Annotated in this window: 25 protein-coding genes; 21 read left to right on the plus strand and 4 right to left on the minus strand. The window is 53.8% G+C overall.

Annotated elements, in window-relative coordinates; translation table 11 throughout:
* Positions 1-242: 242 nt before the first annotated feature.
* From serA to CD000_RS04370, 3 genes are all read right to left on the minus strand, one after another.
* Positions 243-1817, minus strand: a complete 1575-nt coding sequence (gene serA, locus CD000_RS04360; RefSeq protein ID WP_012820732.1) for a phosphoglycerate dehydrogenase — start codon at positions 1815-1817, stop codon at positions 243-245.
* A gap of 220 nt (positions 1818-2037) precedes the next feature.
* Positions 2038-2541, minus strand: a complete 504-nt coding sequence (locus CD000_RS04365; RefSeq protein WP_011231730.1) for an inorganic diphosphatase — start codon at positions 2539-2541, stop codon at positions 2038-2040.
* 164 nt (positions 2542-2705) lie between these two features.
* Positions 2706-2954, minus strand: coding sequence for a ferredoxin (locus CD000_RS04370; RefSeq protein ID WP_011231729.1), 249 nt, complete (start codon positions 2952-2954; stop codon positions 2706-2708).
* Between the two features lie 253 nt (positions 2955-3207).
* Between CD000_RS04370 and CD000_RS04375 the strand changes: the two genes are divergently transcribed.
* The 18 genes from CD000_RS04375 to rpsA all read left to right on the plus strand — a co-directional run bounded on the left by CD000_RS04375 (position 3208) and on the right by rpsA (position 19172).
* The gene (locus tag CD000_RS04375) at positions 3208-4254 is read left to right on the plus strand and encodes a YpbB family protein (protein ID WP_014196220.1); all 1047 of its coding nucleotides are present in this window, start codon (positions 3208-3210) and stop codon (positions 4252-4254) included.
* On the plus strand, positions 4242-5765 hold the full coding sequence (locus CD000_RS04380) for a RecQ family ATP-dependent DNA helicase (protein WP_096224976.1): 1524 nt from the start codon (positions 4242-4244) through the stop codon (positions 5763-5765). The genes CD000_RS04375 and CD000_RS04380 overlap by 13 nt, the downstream gene beginning before the upstream one ends.
* Complete coding sequence (locus CD000_RS04385) at positions 5749-6333, plus strand: CPBP family intramembrane glutamic endopeptidase (protein ID WP_011231726.1); 585 nt, start codon at positions 5749-5751, stop codon at positions 6331-6333. The genes CD000_RS04380 and CD000_RS04385 overlap by 17 nt, the downstream gene beginning before the upstream one ends.
* Positions 6330-6860 (plus strand): LysM peptidoglycan-binding domain-containing protein, encoded by a 531-nt coding sequence (locus CD000_RS04390; protein WP_011231725.1) that lies wholly within the window; start codon positions 6330-6332, stop codon positions 6858-6860. Before CD000_RS04385 ends, CD000_RS04390 begins: the two co-directional genes overlap by 4 nt.
* A gap of 98 nt (positions 6861-6958) precedes the next feature.
* Complete coding sequence (locus tag CD000_RS04395; RefSeq protein ID WP_011231724.1) at positions 6959-7405, plus strand: YpbF family protein; 447 nt, start codon at positions 6959-6961, stop codon at positions 7403-7405.
* Between the two features lie 148 nt (positions 7406-7553).
* Positions 7554-7946 (plus strand): hypothetical protein, encoded by a 393-nt coding sequence (locus tag CD000_RS04400; RefSeq protein ID WP_096224977.1) that lies wholly within the window; start codon positions 7554-7556, stop codon positions 7944-7946.
* A 157-nt stretch (positions 7947-8103) separates the two neighbouring features.
* Positions 8104-8694: a genetic competence negative regulator gene (locus CD000_RS04405; protein WP_011231720.1), complete on the plus strand. Its 591-nt coding sequence runs from the start codon at positions 8104-8106 to the stop codon at positions 8692-8694.
* Between the two features lie 160 nt (positions 8695-8854).
* Positions 8855-10126, plus strand: coding sequence for a Glu/Leu/Phe/Val family dehydrogenase (locus CD000_RS04410; RefSeq protein ID WP_011231719.1), 1272 nt, complete (start codon positions 8855-8857; stop codon positions 10124-10126).
* An 89-nt stretch (positions 10127-10215) separates the two neighbouring features.
* Positions 10216-11208 (plus strand): YpdA family putative bacillithiol disulfide reductase, encoded by a 993-nt coding sequence (locus CD000_RS04415; RefSeq protein ID WP_011231718.1) that lies wholly within the window; start codon positions 10216-10218, stop codon positions 11206-11208.
* Between the two features lie 218 nt (positions 11209-11426).
* The gene (locus CD000_RS04420) at positions 11427-12398 is read left to right on the plus strand and encodes an asparaginase (RefSeq protein ID WP_096224978.1); all 972 of its coding nucleotides are present in this window, start codon (positions 11427-11429) and stop codon (positions 12396-12398) included.
* An 88-nt stretch (positions 12399-12486) separates the two neighbouring features.
* Positions 12487-13164, plus strand: a complete 678-nt coding sequence (gene prsW / locus CD000_RS04425; RefSeq protein WP_096224979.1) for a glutamic-type intramembrane protease PrsW — start codon at positions 12487-12489, stop codon at positions 13162-13164.
* Positions 13165-13257: 93 nt separating this feature from the next.
* The gene (gene sleB / locus CD000_RS04430; RefSeq protein WP_096224980.1) at positions 13258-14052 is read left to right on the plus strand and encodes a spore cortex-lytic enzyme; all 795 of its coding nucleotides are present in this window, start codon (positions 13258-13260) and stop codon (positions 14050-14052) included.
* A gap of 15 nt (positions 14053-14067) precedes the next feature.
* Positions 14068-15411 carry a germination protein YpeB gene (ypeB, locus tag CD000_RS04435; protein ID WP_096224981.1) on the plus strand — a complete coding sequence of 448 codons (1344 nt, stop codon included), beginning with the start codon at positions 14068-14070 and terminating at the stop codon, positions 15409-15411.
* A 152-nt stretch (positions 15412-15563) separates the two neighbouring features.
* Positions 15564-16232 carry a flagellar brake protein gene (locus tag CD000_RS04440; protein ID WP_096226231.1) on the plus strand — a complete coding sequence of 223 codons (669 nt, stop codon included), beginning with the start codon at positions 15564-15566 and terminating at the stop codon, positions 16230-16232.
* 53 nt (positions 16233-16285) lie between these two features.
* On the plus strand, positions 16286-16465 hold the full coding sequence (locus tag CD000_RS04445) for a YpfB family protein (RefSeq protein ID WP_011231712.1): 180 nt from the start codon (positions 16286-16288) through the stop codon (positions 16463-16465).
* Between the two features lie 99 nt (positions 16466-16564).
* Entirely contained in the window at positions 16565-17239 is a 675-nt protein-coding gene (gene cmk, locus CD000_RS04450) for a (d)CMP kinase (RefSeq protein WP_011231711.1), read from the plus strand.
* Positions 17236-17829, plus strand: a complete 594-nt coding sequence (locus CD000_RS04455) for a lysophospholipid acyltransferase family protein (RefSeq protein ID WP_011231710.1) — start codon at positions 17236-17238, stop codon at positions 17827-17829. Before cmk ends, CD000_RS04455 begins: the two co-directional genes overlap by 4 nt.
* A 179-nt stretch (positions 17830-18008) precedes the next feature.
* A complete protein-coding gene (rpsA, locus tag CD000_RS04460) occupies positions 18009-19172 on the plus strand; it encodes a 30S ribosomal protein S1 (protein ID WP_011231709.1) in 1164 nt (387 codons plus the stop codon).
* Positions 19173-19530: 358 nt separating this feature from the next.
* Here the strand turns inward: rpsA and CD000_RS04465 are convergent, their stop codons facing one another.
* Positions 19531-19665 (minus strand): YpzI family protein, encoded by a 135-nt coding sequence (locus tag CD000_RS04465; protein WP_013524139.1) that lies wholly within the window; start codon positions 19663-19665, stop codon positions 19531-19533.
* Between the two features lie 125 nt (positions 19666-19790).
* Between CD000_RS04465 and CD000_RS04470 the strand changes: the two genes are divergently transcribed.
* Genes CD000_RS04470 through CD000_RS04480 form a run of 3 tightly spaced genes read left to right on the plus strand, consistent with a single transcriptional unit; the run spans position 19791 to position 21461 of the window.
* Positions 19791-20387 carry a YphA family membrane protein gene (locus tag CD000_RS04470; RefSeq protein WP_096224982.1) on the plus strand — a complete coding sequence of 199 codons (597 nt, stop codon included), beginning with the start codon at positions 19791-19793 and terminating at the stop codon, positions 20385-20387.
* Positions 20384-21286, plus strand: a complete 903-nt coding sequence (locus tag CD000_RS04475; protein ID WP_020754085.1) for a YIEGIA family protein — start codon at positions 20384-20386, stop codon at positions 21284-21286. Before CD000_RS04470 ends, CD000_RS04475 begins: the two co-directional genes overlap by 4 nt.
* The gene (locus CD000_RS04480) at positions 21276-21461 is read left to right on the plus strand and encodes a capping complex subunit for YIEGIA (protein WP_011231706.1); all 186 of its coding nucleotides are present in this window, start codon (positions 21276-21278) and stop codon (positions 21459-21461) included. Before CD000_RS04475 ends, CD000_RS04480 begins: the two co-directional genes overlap by 11 nt.
* Positions 21462-21652 lie beyond the last annotated feature (191 nt).

Genomic DNA, 21652 nt, shown 5'->3' on the forward strand with positions numbered 1-21652 from the left:
ACGCATTCGCGTTTTGGGTCAGCCCCCTTTCTTAGTATGTAGGCGTAAAACAATCATGAAGAAACGATGCATTGTGTTTGGTTTAAGGAAAAACAACCTTTTGGGTCATGATCATCGCCTTTTCGCAAGAGGGAACTATACGATGCGAATGGGCTGCTGTGGGGCTTGCTCGAACGAAAAACGCAGGCTCCTTTCTGGGAAGGCCTGCGTTTTTTGTATGATCTGCCCGCAGAAGCGGGTGGTTACGCTTCGAGCCGCTTCACCGTTTCGATGTCATCAATTTGCGCCAACGCCTGCAATACCTCATCATCAACCGGTTTGTCAAGCGATAAGATCATCATCGCCTTGCCCCCCGCTTCTTGGCGGCCGACTTGCATGGTGGCGATGTTGACATCGTGCGCCCCAAGCACGTTCCCGACTTTGCCGATCATCCCCGGCCGGTCTTGGTGCTGGATATACAGGAGATGGCCTTCCGGGGCAAAGTCGATGGCGACGCCGTCAAAATGGACGATGCGGTCGCCGTAGTTCGGCACGTGCGTCCCTTTGATGGTGAACGTTTTGTTTTCGCCATGGACGGTGAGCGAAATGCAGTTCGCATAGCCGTGCGTTTCATCGGAAAATTTTTCGCCGTATGTGATGCCGCGCTCTTTGGCGACCATGGCGGCGTTCACCTCGTTGACGGTTGAGGCGACGCGCGGCCGCAGGAAGCCGGCGAGCAGGCTGCGGGTGATGTACGTCGTCTCCAGATCAGCGACCGTGCCGGCGTAGGTGACCGACAGCTCTTGCACCGGGATGTTCATAAACTGCGATGCAATCAAGCCGAGCTTCCGGCCTAAATGATAGAATGCTTGAATTTTTTCATAGACGTCTTTCGACAACGCCGGCAAGTTGATCGATGAGGTGACGGGCCGCCCTTCAAAAAAGTGGAGCAGCTCTTCCGCGACTTGGGTGGCGACGTTCAGCTGCGCTTCGACGGTCGACGCCCCTAAATGCGGCGTGACGATCACATTGTCAAACGCTAAAAGCGGATGATCCCCTGGCGGCTCTTGTTCAAAGACGTCGAGGGCGACGCCGGCGACATGCCCGCTTTCCAAGAACGGGATGAGCGCCTGTTCGTCGATGATGCCGCCGCGGGCGCAGTTGATCAAATAGACGCCCTTTTTCGTTTTCGCCAAGTTTTCCGTGCCAAGCAACCCGCGCGTTTCTTTCGTGAGCGGCGTATGAACGGTGATGATGTCAGCCACGGCCAGCACTTCGTCAAGCGAGTGAATCGAGACGCCGAGTTTTTCGGCGCGTTCTTTCGTTAAAAATGGGTCGTACACGTGCACGCTCATGCCAAAGGCGCGCGCCCGTTTGGCGACTTCCGAGCCGATGCGGCCGAAGCCGATGATGCCCAATTTTTTGCCAAACAGCTCGTTGCCGACAAACGCCGAGCGGTTCCACTCCCTCGATTTGACGGAAATGTGCGCCTGCGGGATGCGTCGGACGAGGGCGGCCATCATGGCAAAGGTATGCTCAGCGGCCGAAATCGTATTGCCGTTTGGCGCGTTAATGACGACGATGCCGCGTTTCGTCGCTGCATCGACATCAATGTTGTCGACGCCCACCCCGGCGCGGCCGATAATTTTTAAGTTCGGCATTTTTTCCAATAGTTCTTCCGTCACTTTGGTGGCGCTGCGCACGAGCAAAGCGTCAAAGGTGTGCAATTCCTCTTCCGCTTCGGTTGTTTTCTTTTGCACGATGTCGATCTGCGCCGATGCGCAGAGCGGTGCCAAACCTTCTTCACTGATGGCGTCGGAAACGAGTACGCGAAACACAGTGGGTGCCCCTTTCTGTTTCAAGGATGTTAAATTTCTGATAATTTAACATGCGAAAGCGGTTTCTGTCAATGGGGAAAAAGAAGTCATACCAATGAAAACGTTTTTTTGAGCAGGAATGTTCGGGGTTTGAAAAAGAAAAGCGCCCATATCAAACGACATGGGCAAAATTGTTCGGAAATAGAAAAACGGCGTCTGGTGAAATGAGATGTTGGACGGATTACTTGTTTTTCTGTTCGTTGTAGCGGGCGATGCATTCGTCGATCAATTTGGCGGCTGCTTCCGGCCCCTCCCATGTGCCGATTTCCGTCCGTTTCCCTTGCAAGTCTTTGTAGCGTTCAAAGAAGTGGGCGATTTCTTTCAGTTTGTGCTGCGGGAGGTCTTCAATCGATCTCACTTCGTCAAAGCGCGGATCTTCGACCGGAACGCCGATCAATTTCGCATCTTCTTCGCCGCTGTCGACCATGTTCAAATAGCCGATGACGCGCGTGTCGATGACGCAGCCCGGGAACGTCGGGTTTGTCGTGATGACCAAAATGTCGAGCGGGTCGCCATCCAGCGCCAACGTATTTTGCAAATAGCCGTATTCAGCCGGATAAAACATCGGTGAATATAAGACGCGGTCGAGCTTGAAAATGCCCCGTTCTTTGTCGAATTCGTATTTGTTTTGGCTCCCAGTTGGAATTTCGATAAACGCTTCGACAATTTTATTTTCGAATGCCATAACCCGTTCCTCCTTTGTTGGTTATGTATACATGAAAACTTGTCCACCCAGCAGGCGCGGCGGACAAGCCAATCTTATTGTAGCACGTTCGTTCAAGATGCGCCACTTGTGATTTCACGCTTGCATCAAAAAACCCTCTTGCCGGCAAGGCAAGAGGGGGAATGTCAGTCGAATTTATTCGGATCGCCGTCAAACGGCTCGTCAGCAACTTTGATCGATTCAGTCGGACAGCCTTCGAAGGCGTCCATCATATCGTCAATCAAAATCTCCGGCACTTCGACGATGCCTTGGTTGTCATCAAGGGTGACGTAGGCAATGCCGTCCTCGTCGTAGTCGTAAATGTCGGGAGCGGCGGCGCCGCAAGCTCCGCAGGCGATGCAAGTCTCTTTATCCACAATCGTATACTTTGGCATAAAAATCGAACCTCCCCAAGTTTATTGGAAACGGACGGGCCATCTCCGTGTTGCCTGCTCGGAAATGAACTTTTCACTTTTAATAATAAGACCGTACGGCCGGCTTTTCAACAAAAAAATCGCTCTCTTGTATTTTTACACATATGCATCTTATTTAGTTTTGTTATCATATGGCGGAACTGTCAACCGATCGATTTTTCTGCCGACCGGTTGGGCGATTTTTGCTACAATAGAGGCGAGGGAGGAACGCAGGATGCGGCATGGCTATGCCTCATTTTTGCTCGCCCATTGCTTGCGCCGCTTCAACGGCGAACGGACGCTGGCGGCGGTGTATCATTTATTTTCGGGAAAAAAATCGGCGCAGACGCTCCAAGACAGCAAATGGTTTCAGCTTGAGCCGCTGTTTGGCACATGGAAGAATGTGACGATGGCGGCGCTCGAGGAAGCGGCAATGGCGCTTGTCGAACAGCGACTCGCTTTATCCGCGAAACAGCGGACATACACGTTGACCGCGGCAGGGGAAGAATGGCTTGCCGAGCAAGCAGCGCTTTTCCCCCGCCATCTGAACGGCTGGCGCTATCATGAGGCGGAACCGCTGTTTTGGCAGCGTCTTTCCTTGATCGGGCAGACATTGTCAAACCTCGTCTATGGGCGGCGTTTTGCACCGATTTGCCGCGACGAGCGGACGCTTCAATGGGTGAAGCAATATTTGCTTGCAAAAGGATCGAGCCAGATGTTGGCCGAGACGCTGTATCAAGAGCTCATCCGGCTGCTTGAAGCGGTTTCGGAAGAGGCGGCGGTGATCTTTACGCTGCGTTTGACGAGCGCGGTCCGCATCGGCTGGACGATGGAGCAAATCGCGGCCTATTTGCAAAAGGACGCGCTCTACGTGCAGTTTCAATTCCGCAACGTGCTTCATTACATCATGGCGGAAGCTGAGGCTGGACGCGTTCCGATGATGGCCGAATTGATGAGCGGACTGACGCCGGCGGTGCTGACACAATCGGCGCAAAAAACGTACGAATGGCTGCGGAAAGGAAAAACGATAGAAGATATTTCCAAGATTCGCCGCTTGAAGCGAAGCACGATTGAGGATCACGTTGTCGAAATCGCTGCCAATGTGTCCGGTTTTTCGATCGCCCCGTTTGTCGACGATGAAAAGGCGGCGGCCATTCGAGCGGCGGCGCAGGCGCTTAGGACGAGGAAATTGAAAGAGATTCGCGAGGCGCTTGATGGCAAAGTCAGCTATTTCGAAATTCGGCTCGTGTTGGCAAAGGAAGTGGGACGTTGGACGAGTTGACGAAAACGCTGCGCATGAAGTTCGGACATGCTTCATTCCGCCCGGGTCAGCGGGAAGTGGCGGAAGATGTGCTTGCTGGGCGCGACGTGCTGGCGATGCTGCCGACCGGAAGCGGCAAGTCGCTTTGCTATCAGCTGCCAGCGTATTTGCTTCAAGGCAGTGTGCTGATCGTTTCGCCGCTTGTGTCGCTCATGGAGGACCAAGTCGAGCAGTTGCGCCGGCGCGGGGAAAAGCGAGTGATTGCTTTTCACAGCCTGCTTGATGCCGAAGAAAAATGGCAGGCGCTCGCTTCGCTTGCGGAGTTTCGCTTTATTTACGCGTCGCCGGAGATGCTGCAGTCGGCAAAATTTTTAACGGCGCTTCGGCGCGTATGCATTTCGCTTTTTGTCGTCGATGAAGCGCACTGCATTTCTCAATGGGGATATGACTTTCGCCCGGACTTTTTAAAGCTTGGGGAGATCCGGCGCGCGCTCGGGGCCCCGCCGTGTTTGGCGTTGACGGCGACGGCGCCGCCCGAGGTGCAGGAGGATATTATTCGCACGCTCGGGATGGATGGCGCCCGCCGCCATATTCATTCCGTCGATCGTCCGAACATCGCCTTGTGCGTGGAGCATTGTTCATCAACGGAGGACAAAGCGGCGCGCTTGGCCGATTATGCCAAGCGTCTCGAAGGCCCGGGAATCATTTATTTTTCGAGCCGTCAATGGGCGGAAGAGATGGTGCGCCGGCTCGAACAGTGCGGCGCGGGGCGGGTCGCCTATTACCATGCCGGCATGGACGGGGAGCAACGGCTGCTCGTGCAGCAGCAATTTGTCTACGGTCAGCTTGACATCGTATGTTGTACAAGCGCATTCGGCATGGGCGTGAACAAAGAAAACGTCCGATTTGTGCTTCATTTTCATATGCCGGCCCAGCTCGAGGCGTACGTGCAGGAAATCGGGCGCGCGGGGCGCGACGGAGCGCCAAGTCTTGCTGTGTTATTTTATGCGGACGGCGACCGGGCCATGGCCCAGGCGGTGGCGGAGGCCGAGCTGTTAAGTCCGCGCGAGCTGCGTGAGTGGTGTTGGCGGCTGCCGGAAGGAGCCGGATGGGAAGCGGCGATGGCGACGCTCGAGGCTGCCGGATTCACCGACGTACAAAAGCGGCTGTTGGCGTATTTTTTAGAACAGGAACAACGGGCGATGCCTGGTTGGCTGACAGCGGAGGCGAAAGAGCGGCTGTACGGCAGGATGGCAGCCGCCATCGAGGCGCGGCGGCGTTGGAAGCGGAAAAAACTGCAGGAAATGGATGAATGGGTGCACTTGTCTTCGTGTCGGCGTCAAGCGCTTGTCCGCGCGTTTGGCGAGGAGCTGACGGATCAGCAGAATGTCTGCTGCGATCGCTGCGGGCTTTCGCTTGACGGCTATGAACGAGCCGTCCGCCGTCCGGAGGAGGCGCCGGTTCGCCATTGGCGCGAGGAGTTGTGGGACATGCTTTTTGGCGGGGGGCGGACGAATGAAACGGCAAAGTGAACAAATCCGGCAGATGACAGAGCGCGAGCTGCTTTTTCATCTTTATGTAACGCAAGGGTTGCTGCTTCTTGCCGCCGGCGGCTGTTCGCTCTTTTTGTTCGATTGGGCGGAGTGGCGCCGGCTTTGGCGGTTCGATCTCACCGATGTGCTGCTATACGGAGCGGGCGGGGCGGCGCTCGTGCTGGCGGTCGATTTTTTGGCCATGCGCTATTTGCCGGATGATTGGCATGACGACGGCGGGGTGAACGAAAAAATATTCCGCGGCCGCTCGATTCCGCATCTCTTTTTTTTATGTGCGCTCATCGCTGTGACGGAAGAATGGCTGTTTCGCGGTGTTGTGCAGACGCATTGGGGGCTTGGAGCGGCAAGCGTCATTTTTGCTGTGCTGCATGTGCGCTATTTGGAAAAATGGTTTTTGTTTCTGATGGTTGTGCTCATCAGTTTGTTTCTCGGTGCGCTTTACGAACAGACCGGGAGTTTATGGGTGACGGTTGTCGCCCACTTTTTGATCGATGTGGTGCTCGCTTTGCATATTCGGTTGCAGCGGGAGGAAGGGGTGAAGCGATGAAAGGAACACAGGAGCGCCGAGCTGGGCGGCGCTTGCGGATCGATGAGAGCGCGCCGTCCTCGCGCATCAAACGGCGGAGGGAAAAAGAAGAACAAAAGCGAAAATACGTCCCGGCCCGCCTGCTCGTGTTCTTGTTTTTGGCGTTGCCGGCAGTCGTGCTGGCCATCCACCATGTCCAATCGAAGTCCGACACGGTCACAGTCGTTCGTCATGAAGATCAAAGCGGCCGCGAGACGGTGCGCATTATTCAAGACGACGAAGTCAAGAGGACAGAACAGGCGGCCAAATCGAAGCAGAAGAGCGCCGCCGACCGAGGAAGCGTCGGCGGCCGGGAAAAGAAGACCGATGATGAACAAGGAAAAATCATCACCCATGTCGTCGCAGCCAATGAGACGCTCTACAGCATCGCCATGAAATATTACGGCACGCCTGATGCGATCGATCTCATTAAAAAGGAAAACGGCTTGTCGACGGGCCGCCTTCAGCCAGGGCAAACGCTGCGCATTCCGCTTGACGAAAACCATTGAGCGAAACAAAGCATTGTCTGCCGCTCCCCTTTCTTTGTTCTAATGCTGCCTTCTGCGGCATATGATGGACAATAAAAACAGGACAAGGGGGAGAGGAGATGGTCCATTTTCCAGATGAATTTCCCCTCGATGAAGTGGCGAAGGAAATGTTGATGGCCGTCATCGAAAAAAAGAAAAAATGGGAGCGGCTTGAAAAGCGGACGTTGCTCTTGCAGGCGGCCGCGTTTTCCGGTTTGGCCGTTTTCCTGCTTTATCTTTTGGCCAAGGCGGCGGCTTTCGGGACGTGGGGAGAGCGGATCGCCTGGTTTTTCGCTGCGCCTGCCCATGTGTTGATTCTGCTTCTTTTAAGCACCGTTTATTGGGCAGCCGTCTACTACAAAGGAAAAAGCGAAAAGGCGGAAGACGATTTTCACGCCCTCCGCTGTGAGATCATTCAAAAAAGCATCGATTTATGGCAGGACCAAGAACAGTGGAACGGGCGCCATCGGCTGTTTGAATGGATGAAGCGGGAGTATGGCATCAATCTTTATTATGAACAAAGTTGAGCGGGGGTTCCGCTCAGCTGCTGGCTTAGAAAACCTTTTTATGGTTGCGCTCCTCCTTTTTTGGCAAAGTTCAGTCTATATTATGATAGAGCAGTACCGTTCATGCCTGTTTGTCATGGCGAATCATGGCAATAATAAGGAGGAAAAAATGGGCCGCCTATGGATGATCGCCTTTGTCGCTGTCTTGTGCACGTATTTGTTTTTTCGCTGGCTTCCGCCCCTTGAGCCGTTTTCCCCAACCTTGTTTTTGACGCAGCTGTTGTTTTCCCCGTTTCGAACATGGCTTGCTTTTGCTTGTTTTTTGCTCGGCGTCGCTGCCAACGGGGCGCTTCTTAGCATCGCTGTAACCGGGACGGTGCGCCTGTTGTCCGGCCGGCGGCTCCGCTTAGGCCAATGGTTGCTCAGCTTGGCGGCGCTCGGCCATTTTTATTGGGCGTTTCAGTTCCATTGGCGGCTGGCGGCGCTTTTTTTCGTTTTTTCCTTTTTTTATGGTATGATGACGTTGAGAAGCCGCCAGACGATGCCGCATCGCTGGCCATGACAGGAGGAAGTATGCTGATCGGGGAGCAACCGAGAAAAAATGCTTGTCTAAAACGGGGAAAACGATGTAAACTCATTAATAACAACAAACGAACCAATTGCCGCTTGCGTCATACAATAACGGTAAGAGATGGCTCTGTAGGTAAGGAGGGGTGCCGATGCGTCTTGAGCGCTTGACCCACAACAAAATCAAAATTTTCCTGACGTTTGACGATTTGCTGGACCGCGGGTTGACGAAAGACGATTTATGGAAAGATACGTTTAAAGTCCATCAGCTGTTCCGCGATATGATCGAGGAAGCAAGCGAAGAGCTCGGTTTTGAAGTGAACGGATCGATCGCGGTCGAAGTGTACTCTTTACCGGCGCAGGGCATGGTCGTTATCGTTACGAACGAAGGCGACTACGACGACATGGAAGAAGAATTCGCCGACGATTATATCGAAATGCAAGTAACGCTCGATGAGAGCGATGACATATTTTACGAATTCCAAACGTTTGAAGATGTCATCCAGCTCGCTCATCGCCTGCATGCGGTCGGCTGCCTCGACGGCACGCTTTATTCCTATCAAGGCCGCTTTTACTTGCATGTTCCCGAAGAGCCCCCAATTCCGCTCGACAACTTTGTCGCCTTGCTGGCCGAGTTTGGCAACCCGGCTACGATAACGATACATCGTGTGCAAGAATATGGGAAGCGGCTGATTGAACGCCGCGCGATCGAACAGCTCGTTCGTTATTTCCGCGCCAATTAAAGGTATCGAAAGGCTCCTTGAAATGGACAAGGAGTCTATTTTTTTGCGCCAACTGTTCGACGCCGCTTCGCCATTTTTCCTTTGCATCCGGCCACAGAAGGTGTATACTATGACATGAAAGGCGACAAATTATTATAGCGAGCTTATAGGAGGTTTACGTATGGCAGCCGATAAGCATACGGAAGAGAAAGAACAACAATACGACGTGCTGGCGTCGACACAAATTGTTATACATAGAGCGTTGGAAAAGCTCGGCTACCCGGAAGAAGTGTATGAGCTGTTAAAAGAGCCGATCCGCGTGTTGACAGTCCGCATTCCGGTGCGCATGGACGACGGGTCGGTGAAAATTTTTACCGGCTACCGCGCGCAGCATAACGATGCGGTCGGTCCGACGAAAGGCGGCGTGCGTTTCCATCCTGATGTGACGGAACGAGAAGTGAAAGCGCTGTCGATTTGGATGAGCTTAAAGTGCGGCATCGTTGACTTGCCATACGGCGGCGGCAAAGGCGGCATCGTCTGCGACCCGCGCACGATGTCGTTCCGCGAGCTCGAGCGGCTAAGCCGCGGCTACGTGCGCGCCATCAGCCAAATCGTCGGACCGACAAAAGACATTCCGGCGCCGGATGTGTTTACGAACTCGCAAATTATGGCGTGGATGATGGATGAGTACAGCCGAATTCGCGAGTTTGATTCGCCAGGGTTTATCACCGGGAAGCCGCTTGTCCTCGGCGGTTCGCACGGCCGGGAAACAGCGACGGCCAAAGGAGTGACCATTTGCATCCGCGAGGCGGCGAAAAAACGCGGCTTGTCGCTCAAGGGAGCGCGCGTCGTCGTTCAAGGGTTCGGCAACGCCGGCAGCTATTTGGCCAAATTTATGCACGACGCCGGGGCGAAAGTCGTCGGCATTTCCGATGTGTACGGCGCGCTGTACGACCCGAACGGGCTCGACATCGACTATTTGCTTGAACGGCGCGACAGCTTTGGCACGGTGACGAAGCTGTTTAAAAATACGATTTCGAATCAAGAGCTGCTTGAGCTCGATTGCGATATTTTGGTGCCGGCGGCCATCGAAAACCAAATTACGGCCGAAAACGCTCCGCGCATTAAGGCGAGCATCGTCGTCGAGGCGGCGAACGGGCCGACGACGCTTGAGGCGACGGAAATTTTGACGCAGCGCGGCATTTTGCTCGTTCCGGACGTGCTTGCAAGCGCTGGGGGCGTGACTGTGTCGTACTTCGAATGGGTGCAAAACAACCAAGGTTACTATTGGACGGAAGAAGAAGTGGAACAGCGGCTTGAAAAAGTGATGGTCAAAGCGTTCAACAACGTGTATGAAATGGCGCAGACGCGCCGCGTCGACATGCGCCTTGCCGCCTACATGGTCGGCGTCCGCAAAATGGCGGAAGCGTGCCGGTTCCGCGGCTGGGTGTGAGGCGAGCAAGCGCCGATGTTTGCAAGCTTTGGTGAAATCCCCTATCATAAGATAGGGGATTTTTTGCTTCATGCGAGGTGGCAAAAACGATGAAAGAGGAGAAAATCATTATTGTCGGCGGCGGTCCGTGCGGGCTGGCGGCGGCGATTGCTTTGCAAGACGCCGGATTTTCGCCGCTGGTGATCGAGAAAGGAAACATCGTCCATTCGATTTACCGTTTTCCGACGCATCAGACGTTTTTCAGCACGAGCGACCGGTTGGAGATCGGCGGCGTGCCGTTTATCACGGAAAATCGGAAGCCGACGCGAAATCAAGCGCTCGCTTATTACCGGGAAGTCGTGGTTCGCAAGCAAGTGCGCGTCAATACGTTTGAAGAAGTGAAAACCGTCAAGCCGCAGGAAGATGGAGCATTTCTTATTGAAACGACAAAAGGGACGTACCGCGCGCAGTACGTCGTCATCGCCACCGGCTATTACGACCATCCAAACTATATGAACGTGCCGGGGGAAGAGCTGCCGAAAGTGATGCATTACTTTAAAGAAGCGCATCCGTACTTCAACACCGACTGCGTTGTCATCGGCGGGAAAAACTCGAGCGTCGACGCGGCGATGGAGCTTGTGAAAGCTGGGGCGCGCGTGACAGTGCTGTATCGCGGCAACGAGTATTCGAAAAGCATTAAGCCGTGGATTTTGCCGGAGTTTGACTCTCTTGTGAAGAAAGGCGTCATCCGCATGGAGTTTCGCGCACATGTGAAAGCAATTACCGAAGATGCGGTCGTGTATGAAGTGGACGGGGAAACGAAAACAATCAAAAACGACTTTGTGTTTGCCATGACCGGCTACCATCCGGATCATCGCTTCTTGATGAACATCGGGGTGCAGATCGACCCGGAAAGCGGCCGGCCGCATTATGATTCAGAGACGATGGAAACAAACGTGCCGGGGGTGTTTATCGCCGGGGTGATCGCCGCTGGCAACGATGCGAATGAAATTTTTATCGAAAACGGCCGCTTCCATGGAGACGCTATTGCCGCCTGCATCGCCAAGCGCGAACGGGAGGGGTCGGCCAAGCAGCTGCAGTAGCGCTTCTTGGCCAATACATCGACTGGGCATATGACGGCATGCCCTCCTCGAACAATGAACGCCTTGCGGGCAAATGACATTTGCCCGCCGGCGTTCTTGTTCGAGGGAAGAGGCAGAAAAGCGTGTGTTCAGCCATACCATTCTTTGTTTTTTAGTAAAATAATGGATAATCAACATTCGTGTAATGATGCTAAAGCGAGAAAGCGAGGGTGGCTTGCGTGACGAAACGGAAAGTGGTGCTCCTGACAACCGGCGGCACGATTGCGAGCAAGCGAAACGAACGCTCCGGCCGCCTGCGGGCCGGGGCGCTAAGCGGTGAAGAACTTGCGGCGATGTGCCATTTGCCGAAAGAAATTGAAATCATCGTGGAAAGCGTATTTCGATTGCCAAGCATGCATTTGACGTTTTCGCATTGGCTTGAGCTGAAAAAACGGATTGAGGCGCATTTCACCGATCCATCCGTTGATGGCATCGTCGTCACTCACGGAACCGATGCGCTCGAAGAAACGGCCTATTTCCTTGATTTGACGATCGATGACCCGCGGACGATCGTCGTCACCGGTTCGCAGCGGGCGCCGTCTGATTTGGGCAGCGATGTGTACATCAACATCCGCCATGCCATTTACGCCGCGTGCGCCGAGTCGTTGCGTGGGGCGGGGGCGGTCGTTGTGTTCAATGAACGCATTTTTGCCGCGAAATACGTGAAAAAAGAACACGCCTCGAACATTCAAGGATTCAACGCTTTCGGCTTCGGCTATTTAGGCATCATTGACAACGATGAGGTGTACGTGTACCAAAAGCCGATCCGACGCGAATATTACAAGCTTGTGCGCCCGCTTCCGCCGGTGGACATTGTGAAATGCTACTTGGAGGCGGACGGCAAGTTCATTAAAGCGGCTCGAGAAAGCGGCGTCGCTGGCATTGTGCTCGAAGGGGTCGGCCGCGGGCAAGTGGCGCCAAAAATGGTCGATGAAATCGTCAAAGCCATCGAAGCGGGGATCAAAGTCGTTGTGACGACGAGCGCCGAGGAAGGGGCGGTGTATACAACGTACGATTACCCCGGCAGCGCCTACGATTTGCATAAGAAAGGGGTTATTCTTGGCAGCGACTACGATGCGAAAAAGGCGCGCATCAAGCTCGCTGTCGCTCTTGCTGCCGACGCCGCCGTTGATGGCTTGTTCGCTTATTAGGCAACAAGCGGCCCAGCAATTCCTCTTTTTTTCTCCCCTGTTTCGTGGTACGATGAAGTTAAAAATGCCAAAGAAACGGGGATCGAGGATGTTTTCGTTGATTTCCGCCGGCGTCGCCCCCGGGGTGGCGCTGCTTAGTTATTTTTATTTAAAGGACGAGTATGAGGCTGAGCCGCTTTCGTTTGTGTTGCGCATGTTTTTGTTCGGCGTCTTGCTTGTGTTTCCGATCATGTTCATCCAATACGTGCTGGCGGCAGAAGGGATCGTCACGTCGCCGGCAGCCGAGGCGTTTCTTTCCGCTGCGCTCCTTGAGGAGTTTGTCAAATGGTTTGTCGTTTATTTTTTTGTGTATGACCACGACGAATTTGACGAGCCGTATGACGGCATTGTGTACAGCGCCAGCGTCTCGCTTGGGTTCGCGACGCTGGAAAACATTTTGTACTTGTTGGCCAACGGAGTGGAGACGGCCATTGCCCGTGCGCTTTTGCCGGTGTCCAGTCATGCGCTCTTTTCCGTCATCATGGGGTTTTATTTCGGCAAGGCGAAGTTTGCCGTAAAAAAGCGCCGCTATTATTTATGGGCGTCGTTTTTGTTGCCGTTTTTCCTTCATGGCGTCTATGACTGGCTGTTGCTCGCCAAAGAGCGATGGGGCTATTACATGGGGTTGTTTATGCTCGCCTTATGGTGGGCGGCGTTGCGCAAAGTAAAACAAGCGAAAGGATACGCCCGCCCTCAAGCGGTGCCGCCTGTGAAAAGCCAAGCGTAAAAGCTTTGGCTTTTTCTTTTTTTTTTCGCATAAAAAAGGGAAACGGAAGGAAAATAGGGGTAAAAACGGTGAGTGTTGATGGGAGGTTCACATATGGCAAGAAAATGGGTTCTATTCATCGCATTGGCTGTTTGGACGTGCATTTACCCATCAGGCCATGCTTTCGCGTTTTCCCCGCAGGTGATTCAGCGTGGCGCGGTTGGCGACGATGTCATTGAATTGCAGGCGCGGCTGCAGTATCTCGGCTTTTACAACGGAAAGATTGACGGCGTGTTCGGCTGGCGCACGTATTGGGCGCTGCGCAACTTTCAATACGAATACGGGCTGCCGGTCGATGGTCTGGCCGGCCCCAAGACGAAACGAAAGCTCGTGAACGCATCGAAATATTACGAGTCGTTTGTGAAAAAGCAAATCCGTCAAGGAAACGAGTTCACCCATTACGGCGGCATTCCGCTCAGCCAGCAGGTGAAAAAGCGCGGCGGAGGCGGCAGGCGAACGGTGAGAATGACAGCATCCAATGTGCCGAAAGGGTTTTCGCAAAATGACATTCGACTCATGGCGAATGCTGTCTACGGCGAGGCGCGTGGTGAGCCGTACATCGGGCAAGTGGCGGTTGCCGCCGTTATTTTAAATCGGCTGGAGCATCCGTCGTTTCCGGACACGGTTGCCGGGGTGATCTTTCAGCCTGGGGCGTTCACCGCAGTGGCCGACGGACAAATTTGGCTGACGCCGAACGAAACGGCGAAAAAAGCGGTGCTCGATGCCATCAACGGCTGGGACCCGACCGGCGGGGCCATTTACTACTTTAATCCGGCGACGGCGACAAACGCTTGGATTTGGAGCCGGCCGCAAATCAAGCGGATTGGAAACCATATTTTTTGCAAATAAAAGGAGGGAGACGAGATGGTGCGAAACTTACTGATTGCAGCGCTTGTCGTCGCTGTCGTCGGCACTGGTTACTGGGGCTACCGCGAGCATCAAGAGAAAGATGCGATCTTGATTCATGCGGAGAACAACTATCAGCGCGCCTTTCATGATCTGGCCTATCAAATTGACTTGCTTCACGATAAACTGGGCGCCACGCTGGCGATGAACTCGCATGCGTCATTGTCGCCAGCGCTCGCTGAAATATGGAAAATTGCCTCGGAAGCCCATTCCGATGTCGGCCAGCTGCCGCTGTCGCTTTTGCCGTTTAACAAAACGCAAGAATTTTTGTCGCAAATCGGTGAATTCACCTACCGGACCGCAGTGCGTGATTTGCAAGAGGAGCCGTTGACAAAAGAAGAGTATAAGACGCTGCAAGGGCTGTATAAAAGTGCCGGGGCGATCCGCCAAGAGCTGCGCAATGTGCAGCATTTAGTCTTGGAAAACAATTTGCGCTGGATGGACGTCGAACTGGCGCTGGCAACGAACGATCAAAAAGAAGACAACATCATCATTGACGGCTTCAAAGCGGTCGAAAAAAATGTTGATACGTTCTCAAGTTCGTCCGAGTTTGGTCCGTCATTCATCGGCCTGGCCAACGAGGAAAAAGGGTTCGTCCGCGCGAAGGGCCGCCCGGTTTCCAAAGATGAAGCAAAGCGGATCGCACGCGATTTTCTCGGCTTGAAAGGAACGGAGAAGATCAAGGTGACGGAAAGCGGCAAAGGGGCCGACGAACGCTTTTACAGTTTGACGATTCACGATCCGAAAACAAAAGGCGATATTTACATGGATATAACGAAAAACGGCGGCTATCCGATTTGGGTGTTAAACAGCCGGCCGGTTGGCAAACCGACGATCAGCCTGCATGAGGCGACCAACCGCGGAATGGCGTTTTTGAAGCGGCACAAATTCACCGGGTTTGAGCTGTATGACAGCACACAGTACGATAACGTCGCCGTGCTCACGTTTGTGAAAAGCGAAAACGGCGTCCGCATCTACCCGGAAGCGATCCAAATGAAAGTGGCGCTTGACAACGGCCATGTCGTCGGCTTTACGGCGCGCGACTATTTGTCGTCGTCCATCCCGCGCCCGCTGCCGAAACCGGCGATCACTGCCGAAGAAGTGAAGAAAAAGTTGAATCCGCATCTAAAGGTAATGGAACAGCGCCAGGCGGTCATTATGAACGATTTGCAAAAACCGGTGCTTTGCTATGAGTTTTTAGGAACGCTTGGCGATGAAACGTATCAACTGTTCATTAACGCCGCAACCGGCCTTGAAGAAAAAGTCGAGAAGCTCGAAAGCGTGGAGCCGAATTACAGATGAAAACAAGGGAGGAAAAGCTGGCGCTGTCGGCTTTTCCTCTTTTTTGGTCAAAGGCAGTCGGACGGTATGGTATAATCGTCATGGGACATCATGCGGGTCAGCGAAACGATCGCCGGTTCGGCAGCTGACTGAAAAGGAGAAAAGGAAACATGATGATCAAAATCGGAGATTCGATCCGGCTTGAGCCGTCGGACGGCTCAGCGCGGCAATACCGAAGCAAAGCGCTCGCTGTTGCTGACGGGGCGGTTCATATCAGCTATCCGATCGATGAACAGAGCGGAAAAACCGTTTATTTGTTGAACCGGATGCAGTTTAAAGCGACTTTTGTCGGGCAAGACGGCGGTTTATACATGTTTGATACCGAAGTGAAGGGGAAAATCCGCGATCCGTTGCCGATGGTCGTCTTGGCTTACCCGGGCGAGGAATACGTCGTGCGCATCCAGCGCCGCCGTTATGTACGGGTGAAAGCCAATGTCGATGCGGCCGTCCATCTGTCTGACAGCGAGTTCGCTCCGTTTGTGACGATGACGGTGGATATCAGCGCCGGCGGCGCCGACCTCCTTGTGCCGCCGGCGCACGCTCCGCTTCTTCGCCCCGGCATGGCGGTCGAGCTTTGGCTCGTGTTGGCGATGCGCTCCGGCGAATACCATTACGTGCAAACGAAGGCGTCGATTGTGCGTATGGCTGATGACGAACGCGGCATGGCGAAAATGTCGGTGGAGTTCACAAACCTCGCCCCCCAAGACCGCGTTCGGCTCATTCGCTACAGCTTTGAACGGCAGCTTGAGGAGAGAAAATGGGAGAACGAACAGAATAAATGAGCTGGGCGCGTGGAATACTGCTAGAAAAAATGGGAAAGCAGGAGGCTTGCGCCATGAAACGGATCGAACAGCTGTTGTGGAAGCTTGTCGTCATCCAGACGATTTGCCTGTTGATCGCCCAATGGCTTGTGTTGTACACGCCAGCGGCGTTGTATATCGGCAAGGTGTATGAATACGAAGGTGTAGCCAAGCCAGAAAAAACGAAAACAGTTGAAACGGCCGTCGACCGTTGACGGCGGATATGGTACAATGAACATGGAGACATGCAGGGTTTTCCTGCATTTTTCTTTGTGCACTCATCAAGCGATTTTCGGTAAAGCTAGGAGGAAATGATGAAACGACGAATCAGCATCGCAATCGACGGACCCGCCGCGGCGGGGAAAAGCACGGTCGCCAAACGGATCGCTGAGCGGCTTTCCTACGTATACATCGATACCGGCGCCATGTATCGCGCGCTGACGTACCGGGCGCTTGCATGCGGCGTCGACATCCATGATGAGCAGGCGCTCCTGTCGCTGCTTCGCGATACATCGATTGAGTTGAAACCGTCGCCGCATGGACAGATCGTCCTAGTCAATGGCGACGATGTGACCGACATCATCCGCGGTGAGGCGGTGACGAATGCGGTGTCGCTTGTTGCGAAGCATCCGCTTGTGCGCGAGGAGATGGTCGCCCGCCAACGCGCCTTGGCGGAAGGGGGCGGCGTCGTCATGGACGGGCGCGATATCGGAACGCATGTGCTGCCAAACGCCGAAGTAAAAATTTTCCTAAAAGCTTCGGTCGAGGAGCGGGCGCGGCGCCGGCATGAGGAAAATCTCGCGCGCGGCTTTCCATCCGATCTTGAAAAGCTGAAAGAAGAGATCGCCCGCCGCGACCGGCTCGATTCGGAACGGGAGACAGCGCCGCTTCGCAAGGCGCCGGATGCGGTGGAAATCGATACGACATCGCTGTCGGTTGAGGAAGTGGTGGAGCGGATTATGGAGATTGTCAACGAAAGGATTGGATGACGGTGGACTTTTATTCATTCGCCAAGGGGATCGTCAAGGGAGTGCTCACCCCTTTTTACCGCATTCAAACGATCGGGATTGAACAATTTCCAAAGGAAGGCGGCGTGCTTCTTTGCGCCAACCATATCAGCAACCTAGATCCGCCGGTCATCGGCATTACGGCGCCGCGGCCGATTCGGTTTATGGCGAAAGAAGAGCTGTTTCGTGCTCCGGTCGTGAAAACGCTCGTCAAAAGCTTGCATGCCTTTCCGGTCAAGCGCGGCATGAACGACCGCCAGGCGCTGCGCACGGGGCTTGAGGTGCTGAAGCAAGGCGAAGTGCTCGGCATTTTTCCGGAAGGGACGCGCAGCAAAGACGGCCGGCTGAAAAAGGCGCTGCCCGGCGTTGGCTTTTTCGCTTTGCGCACCGAGGCCGCCGTTGTCCCGTGCGCCATTGTCGGCCCGTACCGTCCGTTTGTGCCGCTTAAGGTTGTGTACGGAGCGCCGATCGATATGGCGCCGCTGCGCGCGCGGAAAGCGAGCCCGGAAGAAGCGGCCGATTACATTATGGATCATATCCGCCGGCTGCTGGAAGAGCATCAGCGAGCATGAAAGGAATATGCTGTTCGAGGCATCCCTTCCGCCGCCTCAATGAGCATTATAGTACATGTTGATTGAGAAAATATGGTATACTAACTAGAAAAGCGTCCTTATTTTGCCGACAGCCGGCCGCGGCCTCGGCGCGAGGCGCGCTTTTGACAGTTGTCAGTCGATGAAGGAGGGTTTTTGCGATGACAGAAGAGATGAATGTGCAAGTCAATGTGTATGAAGTGGGCGATATCGTCCGCGGCAAAGTGGTGAAGCTTGAGGACAAGCAAGTGCTGGTCGAGGTGGAAAACAGCAAGCAAAGCGGCATCATTCCGATCAGTGAGCTGTCGAACTTGCATATTGAAAAACCGAGCGATGCCGTCGCTGTCGGCGATGAAGTGACGGCCAAAGTCAAAAAAGTGGAAGAAGGAAAAGACGGGGAAGAAGGGTTGCTCATTTTATCGAAAAGAGCGGTGGACGCCGAGCGGGCGTGGGAAGATCTTGAGCGCAAATTTGCAAGCGGCGAAACATTTGAAACAGTCATTAAAGACATCGTCAAAGGCGGTCTTGTCGCCGATGTCGGAGTGCGCGGCTTCATCCCGGCGTCGCTTGTCGAACCGCATTACGTCGAAGATTTTTCCGATTATAAAGGAAAAACGCTCGCCGTGAAAGTCGTCGAGCTTGACCGCGAGAAAAACCGCGTCATTTTGTCGCATCGGGCGGTCGTTGAGGAAGAACAAGCGCGGCAGCAAAAAGAACTGCTCTCCCGCCTTGAGCCGGGGCAAGTGTTGGATGGCGTCGTCCGCCGCATTGCCGATTTCGGCGTCTTTGTCGATGTCGGCGGGTTTGATGGGCTCGTACATATTTCCCAGCTTTCCCATACGCGCGTCGCTCATCCGTCGGAAGTGGTGAAAGAAGGCGATGCGGTGAAAGTGAAAGTGTTGGCTGTCGACCCGGAACAAGGCCGCCTGTCGCTGTCGATCAAAGAAGCGCTGCCGGGCCCATGGGAAGGCCTCGGCGAAAAAGTGAAACCGGGTGATGTCGTCACCGGGACGGTGAAACGGCTCGCTTCATTCGGCGCGTTTGTGGAAGTCTTCCCAGGCGTCGAAGGATTGGTGCATGTGTCGCAAATCGCCAACCGCCGCATCGGCTCGCCGCATGAAGTGCTGAAAGAAGGAGACGTGGTGAAGGCGAAAGTGCTCGACGTCAACGAAGCGGATCACCGCCTTTCCCTCAGCATCCGCGCGCTGCTTGAGGAAGAGGCGGCCGCGCCGGCCGAGGATTACAGCCAATACACAAGAACGTCGGAAACGCGCGGCTTTCAGCTCGGCGAAGTGATTGGCGAGCAGCTGAAAAAATTGAAATGACGAACTGTGAAGCAACCCCATTTTGGTGGCAGCCGCCATCAAGGTGGGGTTTTTTGTTTAGCCAAAAGTTGATGCCTTGTTCTATCTAGTTGAACCTGCCATCAACAGAAGTTGTTTGTTTTGCATCGGGAAGGAGGTTGCGGTAGACTACACCGAAAAACGAATGTTCAATCTTTAAGGAAGATCCTTGACACATAGAGGAGAATAGACCATTTTTCGTTCGAAATCGTTTTTTCGCCGTAAACGAAAGCTAGCCGTCCTTATTGGCGCGGCTAGCTTTTCATCATTGGCAATGGAAATGCCGTTTTTTTGGAATCAAACGAACAGAGTGGTTGTAGAGAAAGGCCTTTCGTCATTTTTAGTGCTCGTTCCGTTCCCGCGCTTCCTCCGGCGTGTCGAGCCGAGCCGCTCCTTTATAGGAGAGGGACTGATCTCGATCTGACTCGACGCGCCGCGATTGCTTCAGCTTTTTTTCCTGTCGATCTTTTCCCATTTCGCCATGGCTCCTTTCTGCTTCGGTACAGCGATCATTTTTACTATGAACGAATGCTGTTTTTTCTATACGGGAATGAACGTTCATAAAAGATGACATAATGAACATAATAAGGAGTGGAAAAGATGGAAGGAGCTTATTTTTATTTCTTTTTTTGGGCGTTATGGATTGCGGCGACATTTTTGATGAAAAAGACCGTCGAGCGGACGAAGCTGGCTGCATTTTCGCTTTTCATGATCAGTTCGGCCTCGATGACGGTGAAGATCAGTCCCATTCATATGGCGGCGTCCTTTTTTGTGCTTTTTTTCTCCTCTTGTTACGTGGCGGTCACACAGCGGCCATGCGGATGGCTGTGGATGGCGCTGTCAGCGTCCGGCTTGGCGTTTGCCTATGCCGCTTTTCGTCTGCTTGCCTTGTTTGATCCGGTCTGGATTTGGCTTGATGGCCAATGGATGCTTGGCTGGTGGATGGCCTTGATCAGCAGTCTGTTCCACCGCCGCATATCCGCCCGCCTTCTTTGTCTGGCGCTCGGCGGCTGTCAAGGGGAAGTGGTGTACGCCATGTCCATCTTGCGCATGGCGCCGGGTTATGTGCTTGGGTCGTTTTCCTTTTTGGATGCGCTCGCCATTAGCGCATCATCTTTGCTCGTTTGGGAATCGATCCGCTTCTTCTCGCTGCAGCTTGAGAAAAAACGGCCTGTAAGGAGGACGAGGCAACCGTGAACGAATACACGTTTCCGATTTTATACGGTGTTGCCGCTGGGGTGTTGACGCGGCTTTATTTGTTGCGCACCGATTACCGGCAATACCCGACGTATTTGCACGGTCGGACGATCCATATTGCCTTAGGGGCCATTGCCGCCGGCCTGGGAACGGTCGCCGTGCCGGCGATTATGGAAAAAGAGTTCGCAGCGATCACGTTTTTGGCCTTGGCCGCCTCACAATTTCGCGACGTACGCAATATGGAGCGCAATACGTTGAACGAGTTGGATCAGTATGAGCTGGTGCCGAGAGGAAAAACATACATCGAAGGCATCGCGATTGTGTTTGAAGGGCGGAACTATTTAGTCATTTTCGTCTCCTTTTTATCGACGCTCTTTTATTTAGTATGGGACATTTGGGCCGCGCTTGCCGCCAGTATCATCGGCCTTATGACGGCGCGGCGGTTTATGAGCGGAAGCCGGCTGAAAGACATTGCCGAGGTCCAATATGTCAAGCCGCATTTTGAAGGGGCAGGGCTGTATGTTGACAACATCTATATCATGAACATCGGCTTGCCGGCGCGGCGCGAAGAAATTTTGCGCTATGGAATGGGGTTTATTTTAACGCCGAAAAATTTCAACGCCCGCACGACGATCGCCAATCTTGGGCAGCGGCAGGCGATTTTGCATGATGTATCGACCGCCCTCGGCATTTACCGCGACTCGGGAACGCCAGCGCTCGTGCCGCTCGCCAAGCGCGATTTGAATGACGGACGCGTCGGCATTTTTATTTTGCCGCAAGTCGAGGATGTCGAGAAGGCGAAGGCTGTCATCGAAAACGTGCCGGTGCTTGAGAGCGCCATCCGCATGCCGAAGAAACGGCGTTGGAAGCGGAAGGGGTGGAGCGGCGATGACGCATGAAAAAATAATTTTGGCCGTCATTACGATGAACGGCGGGCGCGTCGCCGGCGGTGCGCCGATCTTTATTTGCCAAACGAAAGAGGAAATGGAACAGATCGCCGCGAATTTAGAGGCGATTTTGGATGGCATCGCCCATGAAGTGGGCGAGGGGCTTCTTATTATCGTCAAACATTAGTTGTTGAGCGTTTCGCTTTTTGATAAAATAAAGCAGTTGTAGCCTACCCTGGTTCATCGCTAAAAGATGCACTTGATTGGTAAAAAGTCATTTCCTTCCTAGCCTCGCAGTCAAGTGCCCTTGGCGTTGATGGACCGATGCCCTTCCGAAAAGGGCGTTTTTTTTCAGCGACAAAGGTAAGGAGAAAACGA

This window comes from Geobacillus sp. FJAT-46040 (genome assembly GCF_002335725.1).
Lineage (GTDB): Bacteria > Bacillota > Bacilli > Bacillales > Anoxybacillaceae > Geobacillus > Geobacillus thermoleovorans.